The sequence below is a fragment of the Citrobacter sp. Cpo089 genome, assembly GCF_030332695.1.
Taxonomy (GTDB): domain Bacteria; phylum Pseudomonadota; class Gammaproteobacteria; order Enterobacterales; family Enterobacteriaceae; genus Citrobacter; species Citrobacter portucalensis.
In genome coordinates, this window is sequence record NZ_JAOWHJ010000020.1 from 1 (window position 1) to 17,267 (window position 17,267).

14 protein-coding genes and 1 pseudogene are annotated in these 17,267 nt (G+C 53.0%); 5 read left to right on the forward strand and 10 right to left on the reverse strand.

The window, feature by feature from the left end; translation table 11 throughout:
- On the forward strand, window positions 1-61 hold a 61-nt coding region (locus tag OGX92_RS23420), incomplete at its 5' end, for an IS1 family transposase (RefSeq protein ID WP_071528444.1).
- Window positions 62-110: 49 nt separating this feature from the next.
- Here OGX92_RS23420 and tssD read toward each other — a convergent pair.
- Window positions 111-602 (reverse strand): annotated as a pseudogene (gene tssD / locus OGX92_RS01935) (type VI secretion system tube protein TssD).
- A gap of 253 nt (window positions 603-855) precedes the next feature.
- Between tssD and OGX92_RS01940 the strand changes: the two are divergent.
- Window positions 856-1,473: a glutathione S-transferase family protein gene (locus OGX92_RS01940; protein WP_286586179.1), complete on the forward strand. Its 618-nt coding sequence runs from the start codon at window positions 856-858 to the stop codon at window positions 1,471-1,473.
- Between the two features lie 69 nt (window positions 1,474-1,542).
- On the opposite strand, the gene OGX92_RS01945 is transcribed toward OGX92_RS01940, so the two are convergent.
- Both OGX92_RS01945 and OGX92_RS01950 read right to left on the reverse strand, forming a co-directional pair.
- Window positions 1,543-2,853 carry an MFS transporter gene (locus OGX92_RS01945; RefSeq protein ID WP_286586180.1) on the reverse strand — a complete coding sequence of 437 codons (1,311 nt, stop codon included), beginning with the start codon at window positions 2,851-2,853 and terminating at the stop codon, window positions 1,543-1,545.
- A gap of 74 nt (window positions 2,854-2,927) precedes the next feature.
- Complete coding sequence (locus tag OGX92_RS01950) at window positions 2,928-4,124, reverse strand: L-talarate/galactarate dehydratase (protein ID WP_032943493.1); 1,197 nt, start codon at window positions 4,122-4,124, stop codon at window positions 2,928-2,930.
- Window positions 4,125-4,443: 319 nt separating this feature from the next.
- On the opposite strand from OGX92_RS01950, the gene OGX92_RS01955 reads away from it, so the two are divergent.
- On the forward strand, window positions 4,444-5,448 hold the full coding sequence (locus OGX92_RS01955) for a LacI family DNA-binding transcriptional regulator (protein WP_286586181.1): 1,005 nt from the start codon (window positions 4,444-4,446) through the stop codon (window positions 5,446-5,448).
- 34 nt (window positions 5,449-5,482) lie between these two features.
- Complete coding sequence (pptA, locus tag OGX92_RS01960; RefSeq protein WP_286586182.1) at window positions 5,483-5,710, forward strand: tautomerase PptA; 228 nt, start codon at window positions 5,483-5,485, stop codon at window positions 5,708-5,710.
- 37 nt (window positions 5,711-5,747) lie between these two features.
- On the opposite strand, the gene OGX92_RS01965 is transcribed toward pptA, so the two are convergent.
- Window positions 5,748-7,724 (reverse strand): alkyl/aryl-sulfatase, encoded by a 1,977-nt coding sequence (locus tag OGX92_RS01965; RefSeq protein WP_286586183.1) that lies wholly within the window; start codon window positions 7,722-7,724, stop codon window positions 5,748-5,750.
- Window positions 7,725-7,937: 213 nt separating this feature from the next.
- Entirely contained in the window at window positions 7,938-8,510 is a 573-nt protein-coding gene (locus tag OGX92_RS01970; protein WP_003833054.1) for a flavin reductase family protein, read from the reverse strand.
- A 157-nt stretch (window positions 8,511-8,667) separates the two neighbouring features.
- Between OGX92_RS01970 and nhoA the strand changes: the two genes are divergently transcribed.
- Window positions 8,668-9,513, forward strand: a complete 846-nt coding sequence (gene nhoA, locus OGX92_RS01975) for an N-hydroxyarylamine O-acetyltransferase (RefSeq protein ID WP_126318064.1) — start codon at window positions 8,668-8,670, stop codon at window positions 9,511-9,513.
- 58 nt (window positions 9,514-9,571) lie between these two features.
- Here nhoA and OGX92_RS01980 read toward each other — a convergent pair whose 3' ends face one another.
- The 5 genes from OGX92_RS01980 to OGX92_RS02000 form a co-directional block, all read right to left on the reverse strand.
- The gene (locus OGX92_RS01980; RefSeq protein WP_286586184.1) at window positions 9,572-10,465 is read right to left on the reverse strand and encodes a PhzF family isomerase; all 894 of its coding nucleotides are present in this window, start codon (window positions 10,463-10,465) and stop codon (window positions 9,572-9,574) included.
- Between the two features lie 99 nt (window positions 10,466-10,564).
- Window positions 10,565-11,245, reverse strand: coding sequence for a respiratory nitrate reductase subunit gamma (narI, locus tag OGX92_RS01985; protein ID WP_003833047.1), 681 nt, complete (start codon window positions 11,243-11,245; stop codon window positions 10,565-10,567).
- On the reverse strand, window positions 11,242-11,937 hold the full coding sequence (narW, locus tag OGX92_RS01990; protein ID WP_003833045.1) for a nitrate reductase molybdenum cofactor assembly chaperone: 696 nt from the start codon (window positions 11,935-11,937) through the stop codon (window positions 11,242-11,244). The genes narI and narW overlap by 4 nt, the downstream gene beginning before the upstream one ends.
- Window positions 11,937-13,481: a nitrate reductase subunit beta gene (gene narH, locus OGX92_RS01995; RefSeq protein ID WP_008784807.1), complete on the reverse strand. Its 1,545-nt coding sequence runs from the start codon at window positions 13,479-13,481 to the stop codon at window positions 11,937-11,939. The genes narW and narH overlap by 1 nt, the downstream gene beginning before the upstream one ends.
- A complete protein-coding gene (locus OGX92_RS02000) occupies window positions 13,478-17,218 on the reverse strand; it encodes a nitrate reductase subunit alpha (protein ID WP_267440856.1) in 3,741 nt (1,246 codons plus the stop codon). Before OGX92_RS02000 ends, narH begins: the two co-directional genes overlap by 4 nt.
- Between the last annotated feature and the right edge of the window lie 49 nt (window positions 17,219-17,267).

Consider the following 17,267-nt stretch of genomic DNA (forward strand, 5'->3'; position numbering starts at 1 on the left):
ATCGGTGGAGCTGCATGACAAAGTCATCGGGCATTATCTGAACATAAAACACTATCAATAAGTTGGAGTCATTACCGACTGCTCATACTTCCATCCCATAGTATTTCTCCTTATGCGGTCGCGCGTTCGTTCCAGCTATCTGAGTGCATGATGTTACCGTCGGCATAACGCCAAGTGATTTTTTCGTACAACAGCTCGACCAGCTCAATGTGATTATGTTTCTCATAGCACGGGTCTTTGATGTCCAGCATCATCGGGCAGACGCTGACAATCGTCACGCCTTCCATCAGGGTGGAAAAGTATTCAACCTCCTGACCGGCATTATTAATACGGTAAAATTTCACCTCGGCGGATTTGAGTTTCTGGCCAGAGCTAACGGCCTTGTAGAGATACAGGCTAGAGGAGTCGATCTCCTTGTCGAACGAATAAGGAGAATGGACGCGGAGACTGGTTGCCTTGCCATTGTGTTTATCGGTGGGCTGCATGACGCCATGATTCAGGCCAATAATTTCGATACTTCCTTAACGGCCATGAATGTCGACAGAGCCTTTGATATCAGCGCCGCCGTCGTCTTTTAGCCACAAATACGTGGGAATTGCCATTTGTTTAAAACTCCATTTAAGAAAATTCTATTTAAAGTCCTGTAGTGTTAATCAATTACGCGCCGCACCCACGCTATCGCCTATAAAATCACCCGTCAATCTTGTGCGATGAGGATACAAAGCGATCTAAATTTTCTTTGATACAAATAAAAAAAGGCCGGAATAGTCCGCTCCCTATTTCTGAAAAGTTGGTCCAGAATTGATCACCTCCCCACATGCTCTACACTTAGGGTTTTAACTTTGGGGTTGCAGCATGATTAAGGTCTATGGGGTGCCGGGCTGGGGATCGGCCATCAGTGAAGTGATGCTCACACTGGCGGATATCCCTTACAGCTTTATTGATGTGGACGGTTTTGACTGCGATGGCCCTGCACGAGAGTTGCTTAAAACAATGAATCCACTGTGTCAGGTGCCCACGCTGGTACTGGAAAATGGCAGCGTGATGACGGAAACGGCGGCGATCGCGCTGATGATCCTCGATCGTCGCTCCGAACTTTCACCACCCGTTGGACACGCCGAACGCCAGCAGTTTCAGCGTCTGCTGATATGGTTGGTGGCAAATGTCTATCCCACGTTTACCTATGCCGATTATCCTGATCGATGGGTACCGGACGCCCCGGCTCAGTTGAAAAAGAACTGTATCGAGTACCGTAAATCCCTCTATATGTGGCTGAACAACCAGCTAAGCGCCGAGCCGTACGCATTTGGGGATCAGCTAACACTGCTGGACATTTACATTGCCGTTATGCGCACCTGGGGACCAGGGCATGAGTGGTTTCAGGACAACACGCCGAATATTAGCGCCATCGCCGATGCGGTTTGTCAGCATCCGAGACTGCGTACTGTACTGAAAAGCAATAAGATTATTTGAATAAAAAAACGCTGTTCCGCAGGAGTGCAAATCCCGGAACAGCGGGCGAACTATCGCCATAAGTTTAAATTACGCGACAGAAGGGGTCAGCGTAATACGATCCAATGGACCCACGATAAACAGATAAGAAATCAGGCCAATCAGCCCCATCGAACCGACGTACAGAATGGCGTAATCAAAAGACTGGGTATTCGCCAGAATGACGCCAATTACCAGTGGCGTGATGATACTGGCCATATTGCCGCACATATTGAATACGCCGCCTGCAATACCGAGCACTTCTTTTGGCGAGGTATCGCTAAGTACGCACCATCCCAGATTGCCAAAGCCTTTGGCGAAAAACGCCAGACTCATCGCCGCGATCACCACAAATTCTGACGAAGTGTAGTTGGCGATAACGATGACGCAGGAAAGTAACATCCCGCAGATAACCGGCAGCTTACGGGCAATCGTCAGGCTGTAGCCGCGTTTTAAAAGCCAGTCGGAGAAAACGCCGCCTAATAATCCACCGATAAAACCGGCAATGGCAGGGATACTGGCGACAAACCCCACTTTGAGGATCGACATGCCTTTCGCCTGATACAGATAGGTAGGGAACCAGGTCAGGAAGAACCAGGTAATTGACGTTACGCAGAACTGTCCGATGTAAACGCCAATCATCATGCGGTTGACGCAGACGCTTTTAATTTGCGCAAAGGTAATCTTCTGTGGTTCTTTTTTATTACCCAGCGACGGTTCACCACCACCTTCCCGGATATAGTCAATTTCCTGCTGGTTCACCTTTGGATGATGCATGGGATCTCTGACTTTGACCAACCAGAAGATGCCAAGAAGAACGCCTATTGCCCCAATGTAATAAAACACAAAGTGCCAACTGAGATTATGCAAAATAATCGTCATTAACGGCGTAATAATCCCTAACGAGATATATTGCGCGGCCTGATAGACTGAGGTAACAAAGCCCCGTTCGTTATTAGGAAACCACTGCACGCTTAATCGGCTATTGGCCGGAAAGGCCGGAGCTTCAATCGCACCCATCAGTAATCGTAAGATAATCAATACGACAAGCGGGCTGGCGTACAGATAAATGGTACCCTGAAACATAGTCACCAGCGACCAGCCAATCAGTGCGCAGCCGTATACCAGACGCGAGCCATAGCGATCCAGCAGCCAGCCGCCGGGTAGTTGCATAATGACATAAGAAATACCGAAGGCAGAAAAGGCCAGCCCCATAGCTTCAGGATCAAAACCTAATTCTTTGCTCATAATCGGCGCCACGACGGATAACGTCGCGCGATCGGCATAATTTAATACGGTCGCAAGAAACAGAAATATCAGAATGCCGTAACGCACTTTTGTGCGCTTTATTATTGTGTTCATCACCCACTCCTTTCATAAGGTTGAGAGCGTTTTTGTAGGGGAGGAGGGCGGGTATTGCTTACCCGCCAAATACATTAAGGTCGTTTGCCAAACTCGCAGGTTAATTGCGTCCAGCGGCGCGCCTGCTCGCTAATGCTGAAGCCCAGACCGTGACGATCGGAAACCCACATCCGGCCATCACGCAGCTCAAGTTGTTCATTAAATAACGGGTTCAGCCATTCGAAATGCTCCAGCCATGGTTCGAGTGGATAAGCGGCGGACAGATGCAGGTGAACTTCCATAGCGAAGTGCGGAGCCAGTTTGCGACCATGTTTAGCCGCCAGGTCCATAATTTTCAGGAACGGTGAAATCCCTCCCACACGCGGTGCATCGGGCTGCACAAAATCGCTGGCATTGCCGAGGATCAGCTGTTCATGTTCGCGGAAGCTGGTCAGCATTTCACCGGTGGCAATCGGGGTATCAAGCGCGGCGGCCAGTTGGGCGTGGCCTTCAACATCGTAGGCGTCCAGCGGCTCTTCAATCCAGATTAGATTGAACTGCTCCATTTTGCGTCCCATACGGATGGCGGTTTCCCGATCCCACTGCTGATTGGCATCGACCATTAGCGGGAAGTCATCCCCCAGCGCTTCACGAACCGCGGTCAAGCGGCGAATATCCTCAGCGCAGTTTGGCTGACCAACCTTGAGTTTGATACCACCAATGCCATTTTCACGGGAAATAACCACGTTTTTTAGCACCTGATCCAGCGGAGTATGCAGGAATCCCCCGGAGGTGTTGTAGCACTGCACAGAGTCCCGATGTGCGCCAAGCAGTTTTGCCAGCGGCAATCCTGCACGCTTGGCTTTCATATCCCATAATGCGATATCAATAGGGGAGATGGCTTGTACCGCCATGCCGCTGCGTCCCACGGAAGCGCCAGCCCAGAGCAACTTGGTGTAGATCTTGTCAATATCGTTTGGATCTTCGCCTAACAGGTTATCGGCAATTTCTTTGGCATGCGCATAGATCCCCTGGCCGCCAGCCCGCTTGGAGTAACTAAATCCCACACCTTCAAACCCGTCGCGGCTGCGGATCTCGGCAATGATTATGGCGACTTCGGTTAGCGGTTTCTGGCGACCGGTGAGCACTTTGGCATCGCTCACGGGGGTTGCCAGCGGAAGGAAAGCCAGAGACAGTTTTACCCATTCAATACGGTCACCGGTTTCTGCTGCGGTTTTGGCGTTGGCCGATTTGGCATAGGTCACGGCATCGGAATTGGCACTTAAAGACATATTGTTCTCTCCTGGTGATAACAAATGATTGCGCTATCATTTTTAATGTTAGCGCAATCACTGCGCCAGCGAATTGACTGCGATTTGAACAATTGCTCACAAATACAGAGAGAAAAGGGTGGTAAATTATAAACGACGTCACATTCCAGTACTTTATGGAGAAATGCACAAACCGTTGTGATTGCGCTATCATTTTAATTAACGATAATTAACTAAGCTGCTGTTTTCTCAGCGTTATCGCCGAGAGTCGCTGGCAATAGCCCAAATCATGATGAATAATGCCAGCATAAATCAGCGATTTTTGACAAGGGCATCGACAGTGAAAAATCCCAAACCTCCGCGCGCCCCCACGCTGGAAGATGTTGCCCGTACCGCGGGATTGTCACCCATGACGGTGAGCAGGGCGTTGAATACCCCGCAGATGGTGCGCCCGAAAACGGTTGAAAAAGTGATGCAGGCGGTGCGCGCCACCGGCTATATTCCCAACGCACTGGCTGGGGGACTGGCATCACGTCGCAGCAAGCTTATCGCCGTGGTTATTCCGCAAATTAACAACAATATGTTTGTCGATACCATCCAGTCATTAAGTGATGAACTGGCAGAACGCGGATACCACATTTTGCTCTGCGTGTCGGGTTATACGCCGCAAACAGAGGCGGAGCTGGTGGCGACGCTGCTTTCTCGTCGCCCGGATGGCGTAGTACTTACCGGTATTCATCATACCGCCGAGCTGAAAAAGGTGATTCTTAATGCGGCCATCCCGGTCGTGGAAATCTGGGATTTAACCCCAACACCCATCGATATGCTGGTCGGCTTTTCGCATGAAAAGGTCGGGCAGGCGGTGGCAGACTATCTGTTGGAAAAAGGTTATCGACGTCCGGGGTTGTTATGGACAGCCGATCGCCGGGCAGGCCAGCGTAAACAAGGACTGTGCGATGCGTTGAGTCGTCATGGTATTGCGGCTGACGCACAGGTGGATGTCCCGCTTCCGGCCTCTCTGGCATTGGGGCGCGCAGGATTGACGCAGCTATTGGCGGATCGCGAGTTTGATGTCATTGTCTGTAGCTCAGATACGTTAGCTCAGGGGGCGATCATGGAAGCCGAGAGCCGCGGTATACGCGTGCCGCAAGAGTTAGCGGTAATCGGTTTTGGCGATCTGGATTTTGCTGCCAGCAACCGGCCCGCCATCACCACCGTCAGCGTCGACAGACGGGCCATCGGGCAACGCGCCGCCTCACTGCTTGCCGATCGTATCGAAAAAATTCCGCGTGAAGACGATATTATTGATGTCGGTTTTCATCTGGTAGAACGAGAGTCCGCATAAGTTACCTGCAATCCAAAACTATAAGGAATCTGCTATGCCGCACGTTGATATTAAATGTTTTCCTCGCGCTCTTACCGACGAACAAAAAACCGCCCTGGCGGCGGATATTTCCGAGGTTATTATTCGCCATTTGCAAAGCAAAGACAGTTCAGTCAGCGTGGCGCTCAATGAAGTTGAGCCAGAGGCGTGGCAGGGCGTGTGGGATACGGAAGTTGCGCCGCAGATGGCGAGATTAATTAAAAAACCTGGCTACAGCATGTAAGAAAAAACGGGCGGATTTCCGCCCGTTTTCGTTGTGCTTATGGTGTAACGATGTTGAACCAGAATTCGAATTTATCCATATAGCCGAGCATGGCATCAAGCTTGGCGCCGTCACCGGTAATCTTCACATCACCACTGTCTTGTGCCTGTTTCAGCGTCACTTCTTTGAGGATGATTTTGTTCAGCGTATCGCGATTAAGCGTGACAGTGGCGTCGGCATCTTTCGCTTCGGCATTGGCGGTATGGTTCAGGACGCCATTCTCCAGTTCAAGCTTATATTTACCGCCATCACTGCCAAGATCGATGTTAAATACAGACTTCGCATCACCCGCTTTTTGTCCGTTAATATGCACTGCCAGATAATCGAAGAACATTTCCGGTGTCATAGCACGAACGGTATCCGGGCTGGCGGTATTCGGGGTTGGACCTTTGACTACGCCGTTTCGCAGCTCTTGCGCCCCGGTCAGATAGAAGTTACGCCACGGGCCGGATTCAGCCTGATAACCCAGTTGCTCCAGCGCATCCGCTTCCAGATTACGCGCGGCCTGGTTATTTGGATCGGCAAATACCACTTTGCTCACCACCTGAGCCACCCAGCGATAGTTACCCTGGTCATAGTCGGTTTTGGCTTTCTGCAAAATGGCGTCAGCGCCGCCCATGTAGTCGACAAATTTCTTCGCAGACTCTTCCGGCGGCAGCTCATCCAGCGTTGCCGGGTTGCCGTCAAACCAGCCGAGGTAGAGCACATAGGTCGCTTTTACGTCATGGCTCACGGAACCATAGTAACCGCGGTTAGCCCAGGTATGGGCCAGTGAGTCCGGCAGCTTAAAGTTGGCGGCGATTTCATCGCGGGTCAGACCTTCGTTAGCCATGCGTAACGTCTGGTCGTTGATGTAACGATACAGATCGCGCTGGCTTTTCAGCAGGCTGACCACCTTGTCATTACCCCAGGTTGGCCAGTGGTGCTGCGCCATCAGCACTTCGGCTTTATCACCCCAGCGCACAATCGCTTCGTTGATGTATTTGGACCACGGCAGCGGCTCACGAATTTTGGCCCCGCGCAGGGAGTAGGTATTGTGCAGGGTGTGGGTGACATCTTCAGCGGATTCAATCAGTTTCTTCTCTTCGATGTACCACAGCATTTCCGACGGTGCTTCTGAACCCGGGGCCAGCATGAAGTCATAGGTCAGGCCGTCGATGACCTCTTTTTGTCCATCTTTCTCAATGATATTTGTTGGCGCAATCAGGGTAACGGTTCCCGCTGAGGTCGTGGTTCCCAGTCCCGCGCCGACCTGGCCTTTGGCATCAGGTTTTAGCAGGTTGCCGTACATGTAGCTCGCGCGGCGGCTCATGACGTTACCGTCCATGATATTCTCAGCGACCGCAGCTTCCATAAAGCCAGCTGGCGCATAAACTTTCACTTTGCCCGCTTTAACGTCGGCTTCATCGACAACGCCGCGTACGCCGCCGTAATGGTCAACGTGGCTGTGGGTGTAAATCACTGCGACAACCGGTTTTTGACCGCGGTTTTTAAAGTAAAGATCCATCCCGACTTTGGCTGTTTCTGCCGAGACCAGCGGGTCAACAACGGTGATGCCTTCTTTACCTTCAATAATGGTCATGTTTGACAGATCGAGGTTACGAATCTGGTAAACGCCATCCGTTACTTCAAACAGCCCGCTGATGTTGATCAACTGAGATTGACGCCACAGGCTCGGGTTTACCGTATCCGGGGCTTTGTCGCCTTCTTTGATGAACGCATATTGCTGCGGATTCCAGATAACATTTCCCTGTTCGCCTTTGATCACGTCCTGCGGGAGTGGAGCGATAAAACCTTTGTGGGCGTCGGTAAAGTCGGTGTTATCGGAGAAGGGCAGTTGGTTGTAAAGCGCGTTGTTGGCTTGTTGCGTGGCGGCAGTTGCGTCTTTAGGGGCTTCAGCGGCCATAACGGGAACAGAAAACGATGTGAGTAACCCAGCAAGTATAAAACTTTGTGCGATTCTATTAAGTTGCATCGTAAAACCTCTCTGACACTTCAAAAGTCCAGTTGGGGATGCTGCTTTGACGGATAGCGTTTTGATTAGGTATTTGCGTTAGTGCAAGATTAACTATAATTCACATGAATGATTCAGCAAGGAAGGGCGAGTAATTTATCTAACTGGTTTTTCAGAAGTTTTAAGAAAACAGTTGCGGATGACAGAGCAGAACTGCCATCCGTTAGCATACTATCATTCACCTGCGATAATGCGTTTCCCGCTGGAGATAAACGTTCCTGCCCCAAGGTGATGCAGAGTATTGAGCTTGCCATCATCAAACTGCCAGCGTCCTTCCACGAAGGCTCGCTCATCAGCGGCAGCGGAGACCACTTCCCCAAACAGAGTGTCATATTTTTCCTGTGCCGCCGTGGCTGGCAACAGGCGACACTCCATCCAGGCCAGACATTTCGCTTCTATCAGCGGTAAACCTAGCACTGGTCCTTGCACCACGGGAATGCCGTAACAGTTGAATTTATCTTCCACGCGACCGGAAACGCTGCCTACGGCCCAGGTCCAGTTGACGGCGGCGATACCCGGAATAACGATGCCGAATTTACCGCTACGTTCAATGAGATCCCGCGACCAGGCGGTCTTATCAACAACAATTGCTACCCGCGGCGGCTCAAATTCCACGGGCATTGACCACGCCGCAGCCATCACATTTCGCCGCTCGGTATGCTCATCCCGGCTGGTTATCAATATCGTTGGGCCATGATTGAGTAGCCGACTGGCATGTTTTAATTCGATCGGACGAAAATGGCTCATGGATGCTCCTTGGCTGAGAGATAACACACCACAATAAACATAGATATTAACGGTATTAGCGATTTTGTCGCCTCACAGGAATTAACAACGCACAAAATCGACAGCGTAAAACGAAAAATACGCTATAAGTACTGCATTAATCGAACAGGAACTCCGTATGACGCCTTTTTTAACCGCTTACTTTGCCCGTATTGGCTGGTCAGATTCGGCCAACGTCAACATTGAAACCTTGCAAGCGCTGCATTTACTGCATAACGCCGCGATTCCATTTGAAAACCTGGACGTATTACTGCCAAGAGAGATGCAGCTTGACGATTTGTCGCTGGAAGAGAAGCTGGTAACGGCGCGTCGTGGCGGTTATTGCTTTGAACAGAACGGCGTGTTTGAACGCGCGCTACGCGAAATCGGTTTTAACGTACGTAGCCTTCTCGGTCGCGTGGTACTGGCAAATCCGTCAAGCCTGCCGCCGCGCACGCATCGTCTGTTGCTGGTTGAATTGCAGGGAGAGCAGTGGATCGCCGACGTTGGTTTCGGCGGACAAACGCTGACGGCGCCGATTCGTCTGCAGGCTAACACTGAGCAGAAGACGCCACACGGCGAATATCGGCTGATTCAGGAAGGTGAAGATTGGATCCTCCAGTTCCGTCATCACGAACACTGGCAGTCAATGTATCGTTTCGATCTGGTCGTGCAGCATCAGAGCGATTATCTGATGGGCAACTTCTGGTCCGCACACTGGCCGCAATCACATTTTCGCCATCATCTGCTGATGTGCCGTCATCTGCCCGACGGCGGGAAATTAACGTTAACCAATTTTCACTTTACCCATTATCAGGATGGACATGCGGTAGAGCAGATTAATTTGCCTGACGTCGCCAGTTTGTATGCGTTGTTGCAAGAACGATTTGGACTGGGTGTGGATGACGTGAAGCATGGGTTTACCGAAGATGAGTTAGCGACGGTAATGGCGGCGTTTGATACGCATCCGGAGGCGGGGAAATAGGGGCATCGGAAGTCATGCCGGATGCGGCGTCATCGCCTAATCCGGCTTTCGGGAACAATTAAAAATCTATCGCCCATTCTGCGTGAAACAGGATCACCGCCGAACCGGTAATGGTGACTTTTTTCGGCTGGTTTTCACAGATAGTCACCGTCACATCAACAATCCCGTCGCGCCTGAGCGCACGGCCCTGATGCCCCTGAACACGTAACGTTTTCCCATCATGCGCCATCAGCCCATGGTGGACCAACCATGCGCCCATTGGACCGTTGGCATTGCCGGTAACCGGGTCTTCCACAATACCAATAGCAGGTGAAAACATGCGGCCATCAGTGGCGTTTTCGCCCTCGCGGATTTGAAAAGGGAAGAAACCGTTACAGCCAATTTGTTGGCTGATGGCGGTCAAAGCCGGTAAATCAGGGGAAAGGGCGTCGAGATCCACCTCGGGTTTCAGTGGAATCATCACTTTCGAATGCCCGGTCGTGGCAACCTGAATGGGTAAGCCTGCCAGCATATCGTCTTCGCTCAGGTGCAGCGCATCGAGAATCGCAGTACGAACAGCGCCCTCCAGCGGAGGTTCAAAACCCGGTTCACCTTGCTCAAGGCTAATGCGATAGTCGTTCCCGGTAGCGTCAATATCCACGCGATGACGTCCGGCCAACGAGGTTTGCCAGACCGTGCAGTTACCCAGACTCAGCACCCTGGCCCGCACGTAATGCGCGGCGACGGTAGCATGCCCACAGATAGGAACTTCGACCGTCGGGGTGAAATAGCGGATGCGAACATCGCTGTCGTCACTGGTCAGCAGAAATGCGGTTTCTGAATGACGCAGCTCGCGAGCGATGAGCTGCATCTGCGCGTCGCTCAGTCCATCAGCATGTAAAACCACACCTGCTGAGTTGCCGCGAAAAGGGACCGAGGTAAAGGCATCGACGTGGTAAACCTGTGGTTTCATTAGCGTTCTCCCTGAAATGGAGAAGCATCATAACGCACAAAAAGCGGGATAGCGATGCAGGCCCGGTAAGCGTAAGCGCTACCGGGCATCAGAGTTCAATTATCGGCGGGAACGCACTATTTGGTAGCGACGGGTAAAGTACTCAAACGGCGCACTCCAGACGTGGACCAGGCGAGTGAACGGGAACAGCAGGAAGATAGTCATCCCAAGAACCAGATGCACACGGAAAATCAACGCCACGCCATCCAGATGCGCAGATGCGCCGCCCTGGAAAGTCACCACCGACTGCGCCCAACCGACCAGTTTCAGCATTTCACTGCCGTCTGGATGTTGTGCGGAGAACGGGATGGTGGTTAAGCCGAGGATACACTGAATCAACAGAACGCAGAGGATCAGAATATCGGCGGTGGAAGATGTCGCACGAATACGCGGGTTGGTCAGACGGCGCACCAGTAAACCTGCGCCACCAACCAGCGTTAGCACGCCGCATAGCCCACCGGCAATCATTGCCATCTGTTGCTTTACCGCAATCGGCAGGAACCAGGCATACATCCAGTGCGGCGTTAGCATGCCGAACAGGTGACCGAAAAAGATCCCCAGAATGCCGATGTGGAACAGGTTTGACCACAGCACCATGCCGCGTTTGTCCAGCATCTGGCTGGAAGAGGCGCGCCAGGTATATTGCCCGTAGTCATAGCGTAGCCAGCTGCCGAGGATAAACACCGTACCGCACAGGTACGGGTAGATATCGTAAAAAAAGACGTTCAGGTACTGTATCATTTCGGGCCTCCCGCGCTGACGTCGACATACTGCGGCGCCACGTCCTGGCTAAAGCGTCGTTGATAGTTTTGTAACGGTGAACTGTCGCAGGCGGTGGCGTTATCCTCGATAAACTTCACCTGTTCCTCTTCCCACACCGCATCCAGCGCCTGACGGGTATCATCGCGGGTTTCAGCACCAACCTGCTTAGTGACACTGTCACTCGAAAGAGGGCTTCCGGCAAGCAGCAGCAGGGCGTCAAACAGTTGATACCACGGCGTATCGCGCTGTTTTAAGCGCCCGCCCAGCAGAGCCAGAATCGGTGCAACGTTCTGCAGTCCTTCTTTGGCCTGGTCCTCCGGCAACACGCTCAAATACTCCAGATACAACGGCAGATGATCAGGCAGTTCGCGGCAGTCGAGCTGTAGCCCGACCTTTTCATACTGCGCCAACAGATCCACCATCGCCTGACCACGGTCACGGGACTCGGCGTGCACGTGCTCAAACAGCAGCAGAGAGGTGGCCCGGCCCCGGTCAAAGATTTCGCACCATTCCGCTTGTTTATCCAGCAGTGGCGCATTGAGCAATCCCTGGCTAAATTCGGTAAGCATGGGGGCATCGCTGGCCACAAGCGCCAGCGCGTCGTCTTTACACTCCCACAGCAGCTCGTCGGGATATTCCATCAGCAGGCCGATAACCTTCAGGATTTGCATTATTCACCCTCCGCTTTATCGCGCACTTCGGTGATGTCGATGGCATCAATACGGCTACTGTTAAACAGGTTGAATTTGGTATCTGAGCCATGGCAGCCGTCACCGAAGGTAAATCCGCAGCCGTTTTTCTCCGGGAAGGCATCGCGCGCCATTTCACGGTGGCTGGTCGGGATCACAAAGCGGTCCTCATAGTTGGCGATGGCCAGATAGCGATACATCTCCTCAACCTGCTCAACGGTCAAACCCACTTCCTCAATCGCGCGGGTGTCCGTCACACCTTCCACTGTTTGCGCACGCATATAGTGACGCATGGCCATCATACGTTTCAGCGCGCGCAGCACCGGACCGGTATCACCCGCACTGAGCATGTTAGCGAGGTACTGAACCGGAATTCGCAGCGACTCAACCGCCGGCAAAATGTTGCCATTGTGCGGCAGTCCGCCCGCGTCGGCGACCGACTGAATCGGTGACAATGGCGGTACATACCAGACCATCGGCAGGGTGCGATATTCCGGGTGCAGCGGCAGCGCCAGCTTCCAGTCCATCGCCATTTTGTAGACTGGCGAACGTTGGGCCGCTTCGATGACGTTGTGCGGAATACCTTGTTTTAACGCCTCTTCAATGACCGCCGGATCGTGCGGATTGAGGAATACATCGCACTGACGCTCATAGAGATCGGTCTCATGCTCGGTGCTGGCCGCTTCTTCGATGCGGTCGGCGTCGTAGAGCAATACGCCGAGATAACGGATACGCCCAACGCAGGTTTCCGAACATACCGTCGGCTGGCCGGACTCAATACGCGGGTAGCAGAAAATGCACTTCTCAGACTTACCGCTCTTCCAGTTAAAGTAGATTTTTTTGTACGGACAGCCGCTGATGCACAAGCGCCAGCCGCGACATTTGTCCTGGTCGATCAGCACAATGCCGTCTTCTTCACGCTTATAGATAGCACCGCTTGGGCAGGTGGCGACACAGCTTGGGTTCAGGCAGTGCTCGCACAGGCGCGGTAAATACATCATGAAGGTGTTTTCGAACTGGCCGTACATCTCCTTTTGCATCTTCTCGAAGTTACGGTCGCGGGCACGTTTTGAAAATTCGCCGCCAAGCAGTTCTTCCCAGTTTGGACCCCAGATAATCTTGTCCATCCGCTTTCCATCAATCAGCGAACGCGGACGCGCGGTGGGCTGATTCTTGCTTTCCGGCGCGCTATGCAGATGCTGATAATCGTAGGTAAACGGCTCATAGTAATCATCGATTTGCGGGATCACCGGGTTGGCGAAAATTTTGGTGATGACGCCCATCTTACCGCCCAGACGCGGTCTTATCTTGCCGTTAACATCGCGAACCCAGCCGCCTTGCCACTCTTCCTGATCTTCCCAGTTTTTTGGATACCCAATCCCCGGTTTAGTCTCGACGTTGTTAAACCACGCATATTCCATCCCTTCACGTCCGGTCCAGACGTTTTTACAGGTGACGGAGCAGGTGTGGCAGCCGATGCACTTATCCAGATTAAGAACCATGCCTACCTGTGAGCGTATTTTCATTTTTTCGCCTCCTGTACCTGATCGCGACCTTCATCATCCAGCCAGTTAATATTTTTCATTTTTCTAATCATGATGAACTCATCGCGGTTAGAGCCGACCGTACCGTAATAGTTGAAGCTGTATGCCAGCTGCGCATAGCCACCTATCATGTGCGTGGGTTTCGGGCAGACGCGGGTCACCGAGTTATGGATCCCGCCGCGCATCCCGGTCACCTCTGAGCCAGGGATATTCATGATTCGCTCCTGAGCGTGATACATCATGGTCATTCCCGGTGGCACGCGTTGACTCACCACTGCACGCGCGGTGAGCGCACCGTTGGCGTTGAAGGCTTCAATCCAGTCGTTATCCTCAATACCCAGCTCTTTGGCATCGGTTTCACTGATCCAGACAATCGGCCCGCCGCGCGACAGCGTCAGCATCAGCAGGTTTTCGCTATAGGTGGAGTGGATCCCCCATTTCTGGTGCGGCGTCAGGAAGTTGAGCGCTTTTTCCGGGAAGCCGTTAGGCGGAACCTCGCGCATTTCACTGACGCTGCGGGTATCGATAGGTGGACGATACGCCACCAGACTTTCACCAAACGCACGCATCCACGCATGATCCTGATACAGCTGCTGGCGACCGGACAGGGTACGCCATGGGATCAGCTCGTGGACGTTGGTATAGCCTGCGTTATAGGAAACATGTTCACTTTCCAACCCGGACCAGGTGGGGCTGGAGATGATTTTGCGCGGCTGCGCCTGGATATCGCGAAAACGGATCTTCTCGTCTTCTTTGTTCAACGCCAGATGCGTATGGTCGCGTCCGGTCATCGCCCCCAGCGCTTCCCAGGCTTTCACCGCCACCTGACCGTTTGTTTCCGGTGCCAGGGCAAGGATCACCTCAGAGGCATCCAGCGCGGTGTCAATCAGCGGGCGTCCTTTTGCCGGGCCTTCGCGCTTGGTGTAGTTCAGCTTGCCGAGGAAATCGACTTCCGCCTGGGTATTCCACGCAATGCCTTTCCCGCCATTACCGAGTTTGTCCATGAGCGGGCCAAGTGAAGTAAAGCGTTCGTAGGTGGCGGGGTAGTCACGCTCCACAACGGCGATATTCGGTGCCGTTTTGCCCGGGAGGAGATCGCATTCGCCTTTGCGCCAGTCCTGAATGTCAAACGGCTGCGCCAGCTCTGCCGGAGAGTCGTGTTGCAGCGGTTGCAACACGACATCCGTTTCTTGTCCAAGGTGTCCGACGCAAACCTCAGAAAATACTTTGGCGATGCCTTTATAAATTTCCCAGTCGCTCTTCGATTCCCATGCCGGGTCGACCGCCGCAGACAACGGGTGAATAAACGGATGCATATCCGAGGTATTCATATCGTCTTTTTCATACCAGGTAGCGGTTGGCAGAACGATATCGGAGAACAAACAGGTGCTGGACATACGGAAATCGAGCGTGACCAGCAGATCGAGCTTGCCCTCTATCGCCGCCGACTGCCATTCAACCTCTTCAGGTTTAATACCCTCGCTTGAACCGAGCGCTTCCCCCTGGAGCCCGCTTTCGGTACCCAGCAAATATTTGAGCATGTATTCATGCCCTTTACCGGAGGAGCCGAGCAGGTTAGAGCGCCAGACGAAGAGGTTGCGCGGATGGTTTTTGCCGTTATCAGGCTGTTCGCAGGCAAAACGAATATCACCCGACTTCAGCGCCTGTGCGGTGTATTGCGCAGGAGATAGTCCTGCATGTTCGGCTTTTGCTTTAACGGTCAGAGGGTTGAGGTTAAGCTGCGGCGCAGACGGCAGCCAGCCCATTCGTTCAGCCCGCACGTTAAAGTCAATCAAATGTCCGCTAAACTTCGACGCATCGGCCAGCGGAGAGAGGAGTTCCTGCGCGGTGAGTTTTTCATAACGCCACTGGCTGGAGTGGTTGTAGAAAAACGAAGTGCTGTTCATCTGACGCGGCGGACGGTTCCAGTCCAGCGCAAAGGCCAGCGGCAACCAACCGGTTTGCGGACGCAGTTTCTCCTGACCCACATAGTGCGCCCAGCCGCCGCCGCTTTGTCCCACGCAACCACAGAACACCAGGATGTTAATCATGCCACGGTAGTTCATATCCATGTGATACCAGTGGTTGACGCCAGCCCCGAGAATGATCATCGAACGGCCATGCGTTTTGTGCGCAGTATCGGCAAACTCACGGGCGATCTGTTCGATATGACGGCGTGGCACACCGGTAATTTGCTCGCCCCAGGCCGGGGTGTAGGCTTTCACTTCGCTGTAATCTTGTGCGCTATGAACGTCATCCAGACCACGTTCGAGGCCATAATTCGCCAGCACCAGATCATAGACGCTCACTACCGGGCAACGGCTACCGTCAGCGAGGGTAAGATGTTTTACCGGCAGTTGACGGATCAGCACCGGTTCTTGTTTTACACTGCGAAAATGTGGGTTTTCGTTGCCGCCAAAATAGGGGAATGCGACGCCGGTCACTTCATCATGCTGACCGAGCAGCGAAAGAGAAAGTTCAGTTTCAGCGCCAGCCGCCAGTGGTTCCAGGTTCCATTTGCCTTTCTCCCCCCAGCGAAAACCGATAGATCCGTTCGGGACAACCAGTTCACCTGCGCTGTTAAAGGCTACCGTTTTCCACTCTGGATTGTTGCTTTCGCCCAGACCATCGACAAGGTCTGAAGCACGCATCATGCGTCCAGGCACGTAGCTGCCATCTTCCCGGGCATCCAGTAAAACCAGCATCGGCATGTCGGTATAGCGACGGCAGTAATTGAGGAAATAATCGCTGGGATTGTCGAGGTGGAACTCTTTCAGGATGACGTGGCCCATCGCCATTGCCAGCGCGCTGTCGGTCCCTTGTTTAGGTGCCAGCCACTGGTCGCATAGTTTAGCGACTTCCGAGTAGTCCGGCGTAATGGCAATCGTCTTGGTGCCTTTGTAGCGTACTTCTGTGAAAAAGTGCGCATCCGGGGTACGGGTCTGCGGCACGTTAGAGCCCCAGGCGATGATATAGCTGGAGTTATACCAGTCGGCGGATTCAGGAACGTCGGTCTGCTCGCCCCAGGTCATCGGTGACGCGGGCGGTAAGTCGCAGTACCAGTCATAGAAGCTCAGACAGGTTCCGCCGATTAGCGAGAGATAGCGTGTGCCGGCGGCATAGGAAACCATCGACATCGCAGGGATCGGGGAGAAGCCGACCACGCGATCCGGGCCGTAGGTTTTCACCGTCCAGACGTTGGCGGCAGCAATCAGCTGATTAAGCTCTTTCCAGTTAGAACGGATAAACCCACCGCGCCCGCGTACCTGCTTGTAGCTCTGGCATTTTTGCGGGTCGTTCATAATGGATTCCCAGGCCAGCACCGGATCGGGCTGGCGGGAGAGGGCGTCGCGCCACAATTCGATTAAGCGTTTACGCACCAGCGGATATTTCAGGCGGTTCGCGCTATAGAGATACCACGAGTAACTGGCGCCGCGTGGACAGCCACGGGGCTCATGATTTGGCAGGTCAGGACGGGTACGCGGGTAGTCGGTTTGCTGCGTTTCCCAGGTCACCAGCCCGTTTTTAACGTAGATCTTCCAGCTGCATGAGCCGGTACAGTTAACGCCGTGGGTAGAACGCACAATTTTGTCGAACTGCCAGCGCTGACGATAGCTGTCTTCCCAGTCCCGGTTGGTGTGCATTACTTGCCCATGCCCCTCGGCAAACGTATCGCCCTTTTGTTTAAAGTAGCGAAAGCGGTCTAACAGTTTACTCATGACATAACTCCTGCTTAGATAATATTGCCGACGGTGAATCGAACGCCAG

Excerpts from the sequence above, each read along its gene's own strand:
- OGX92_RS01940 (WP_286586179.1), top strand. The coding sequence starts at position 856 with ATGATTAAGGTCTATGGGGTGCCGGGCTGGGGATCGGCCATCAGTGAA.
- OGX92_RS01945 (WP_286586180.1), bottom strand. The coding sequence starts at position 2,853 with ATGAACACAATAATAAAGCGCACAAAAGTGCGTTACGGCATTCTGATA.
- OGX92_RS01950 (WP_032943493.1), bottom strand. The coding sequence starts at position 4,124 with ATGTCTTTAAGTGCCAATTCCGATGCCGTGACCTATGCCAAATCGGCC.
- pptA (WP_286586182.1), top strand. The coding sequence starts at position 5,483 with ATGCCGCACGTTGATATTAAATGTTTTCCTCGCGCTCTTACCGACGAA.
- OGX92_RS01965 (WP_286586183.1), bottom strand. The coding sequence starts at position 7,724 with ATGCAACTTAATAGAATCGCACAAAGTTTTATACTTGCTGGGTTACTC.
- OGX92_RS01970 (WP_003833054.1), bottom strand. The coding sequence starts at position 8,510 with ATGAGCCATTTTCGTCCGATCGAATTAAAACATGCCAGTCGGCTACTC.
- nhoA (WP_126318064.1), top strand. The coding sequence starts at position 8,668 with ATGACGCCTTTTTTAACCGCTTACTTTGCCCGTATTGGCTGGTCAGAT.
- OGX92_RS01980 (WP_286586184.1), bottom strand. The coding sequence starts at position 10,465 with ATGAAACCACAGGTTTACCACGTCGATGCCTTTACCTCGGTCCCTTTT.
- narI (WP_003833047.1), bottom strand. The coding sequence starts at position 11,245 with ATGATACAGTACCTGAACGTCTTTTTTTACGATATCTACCCGTACCTG.
- narW (WP_003833045.1), bottom strand. The coding sequence starts at position 11,937 with ATGCAAATCCTGAAGGTTATCGGCCTGCTGATGGAATATCCCGACGAG.
- narH (WP_008784807.1), bottom strand. The coding sequence starts at position 13,481 with ATGAAAATACGCTCACAGGTAGGCATGGTTCTTAATCTGGATAAGTGC.
- OGX92_RS02000 (WP_267440856.1), bottom strand. The coding sequence starts at position 17,218 with ATGAGTAAACTGTTAGACCGCTTTCGCTACTTTAAACAAAAGGGCGAT.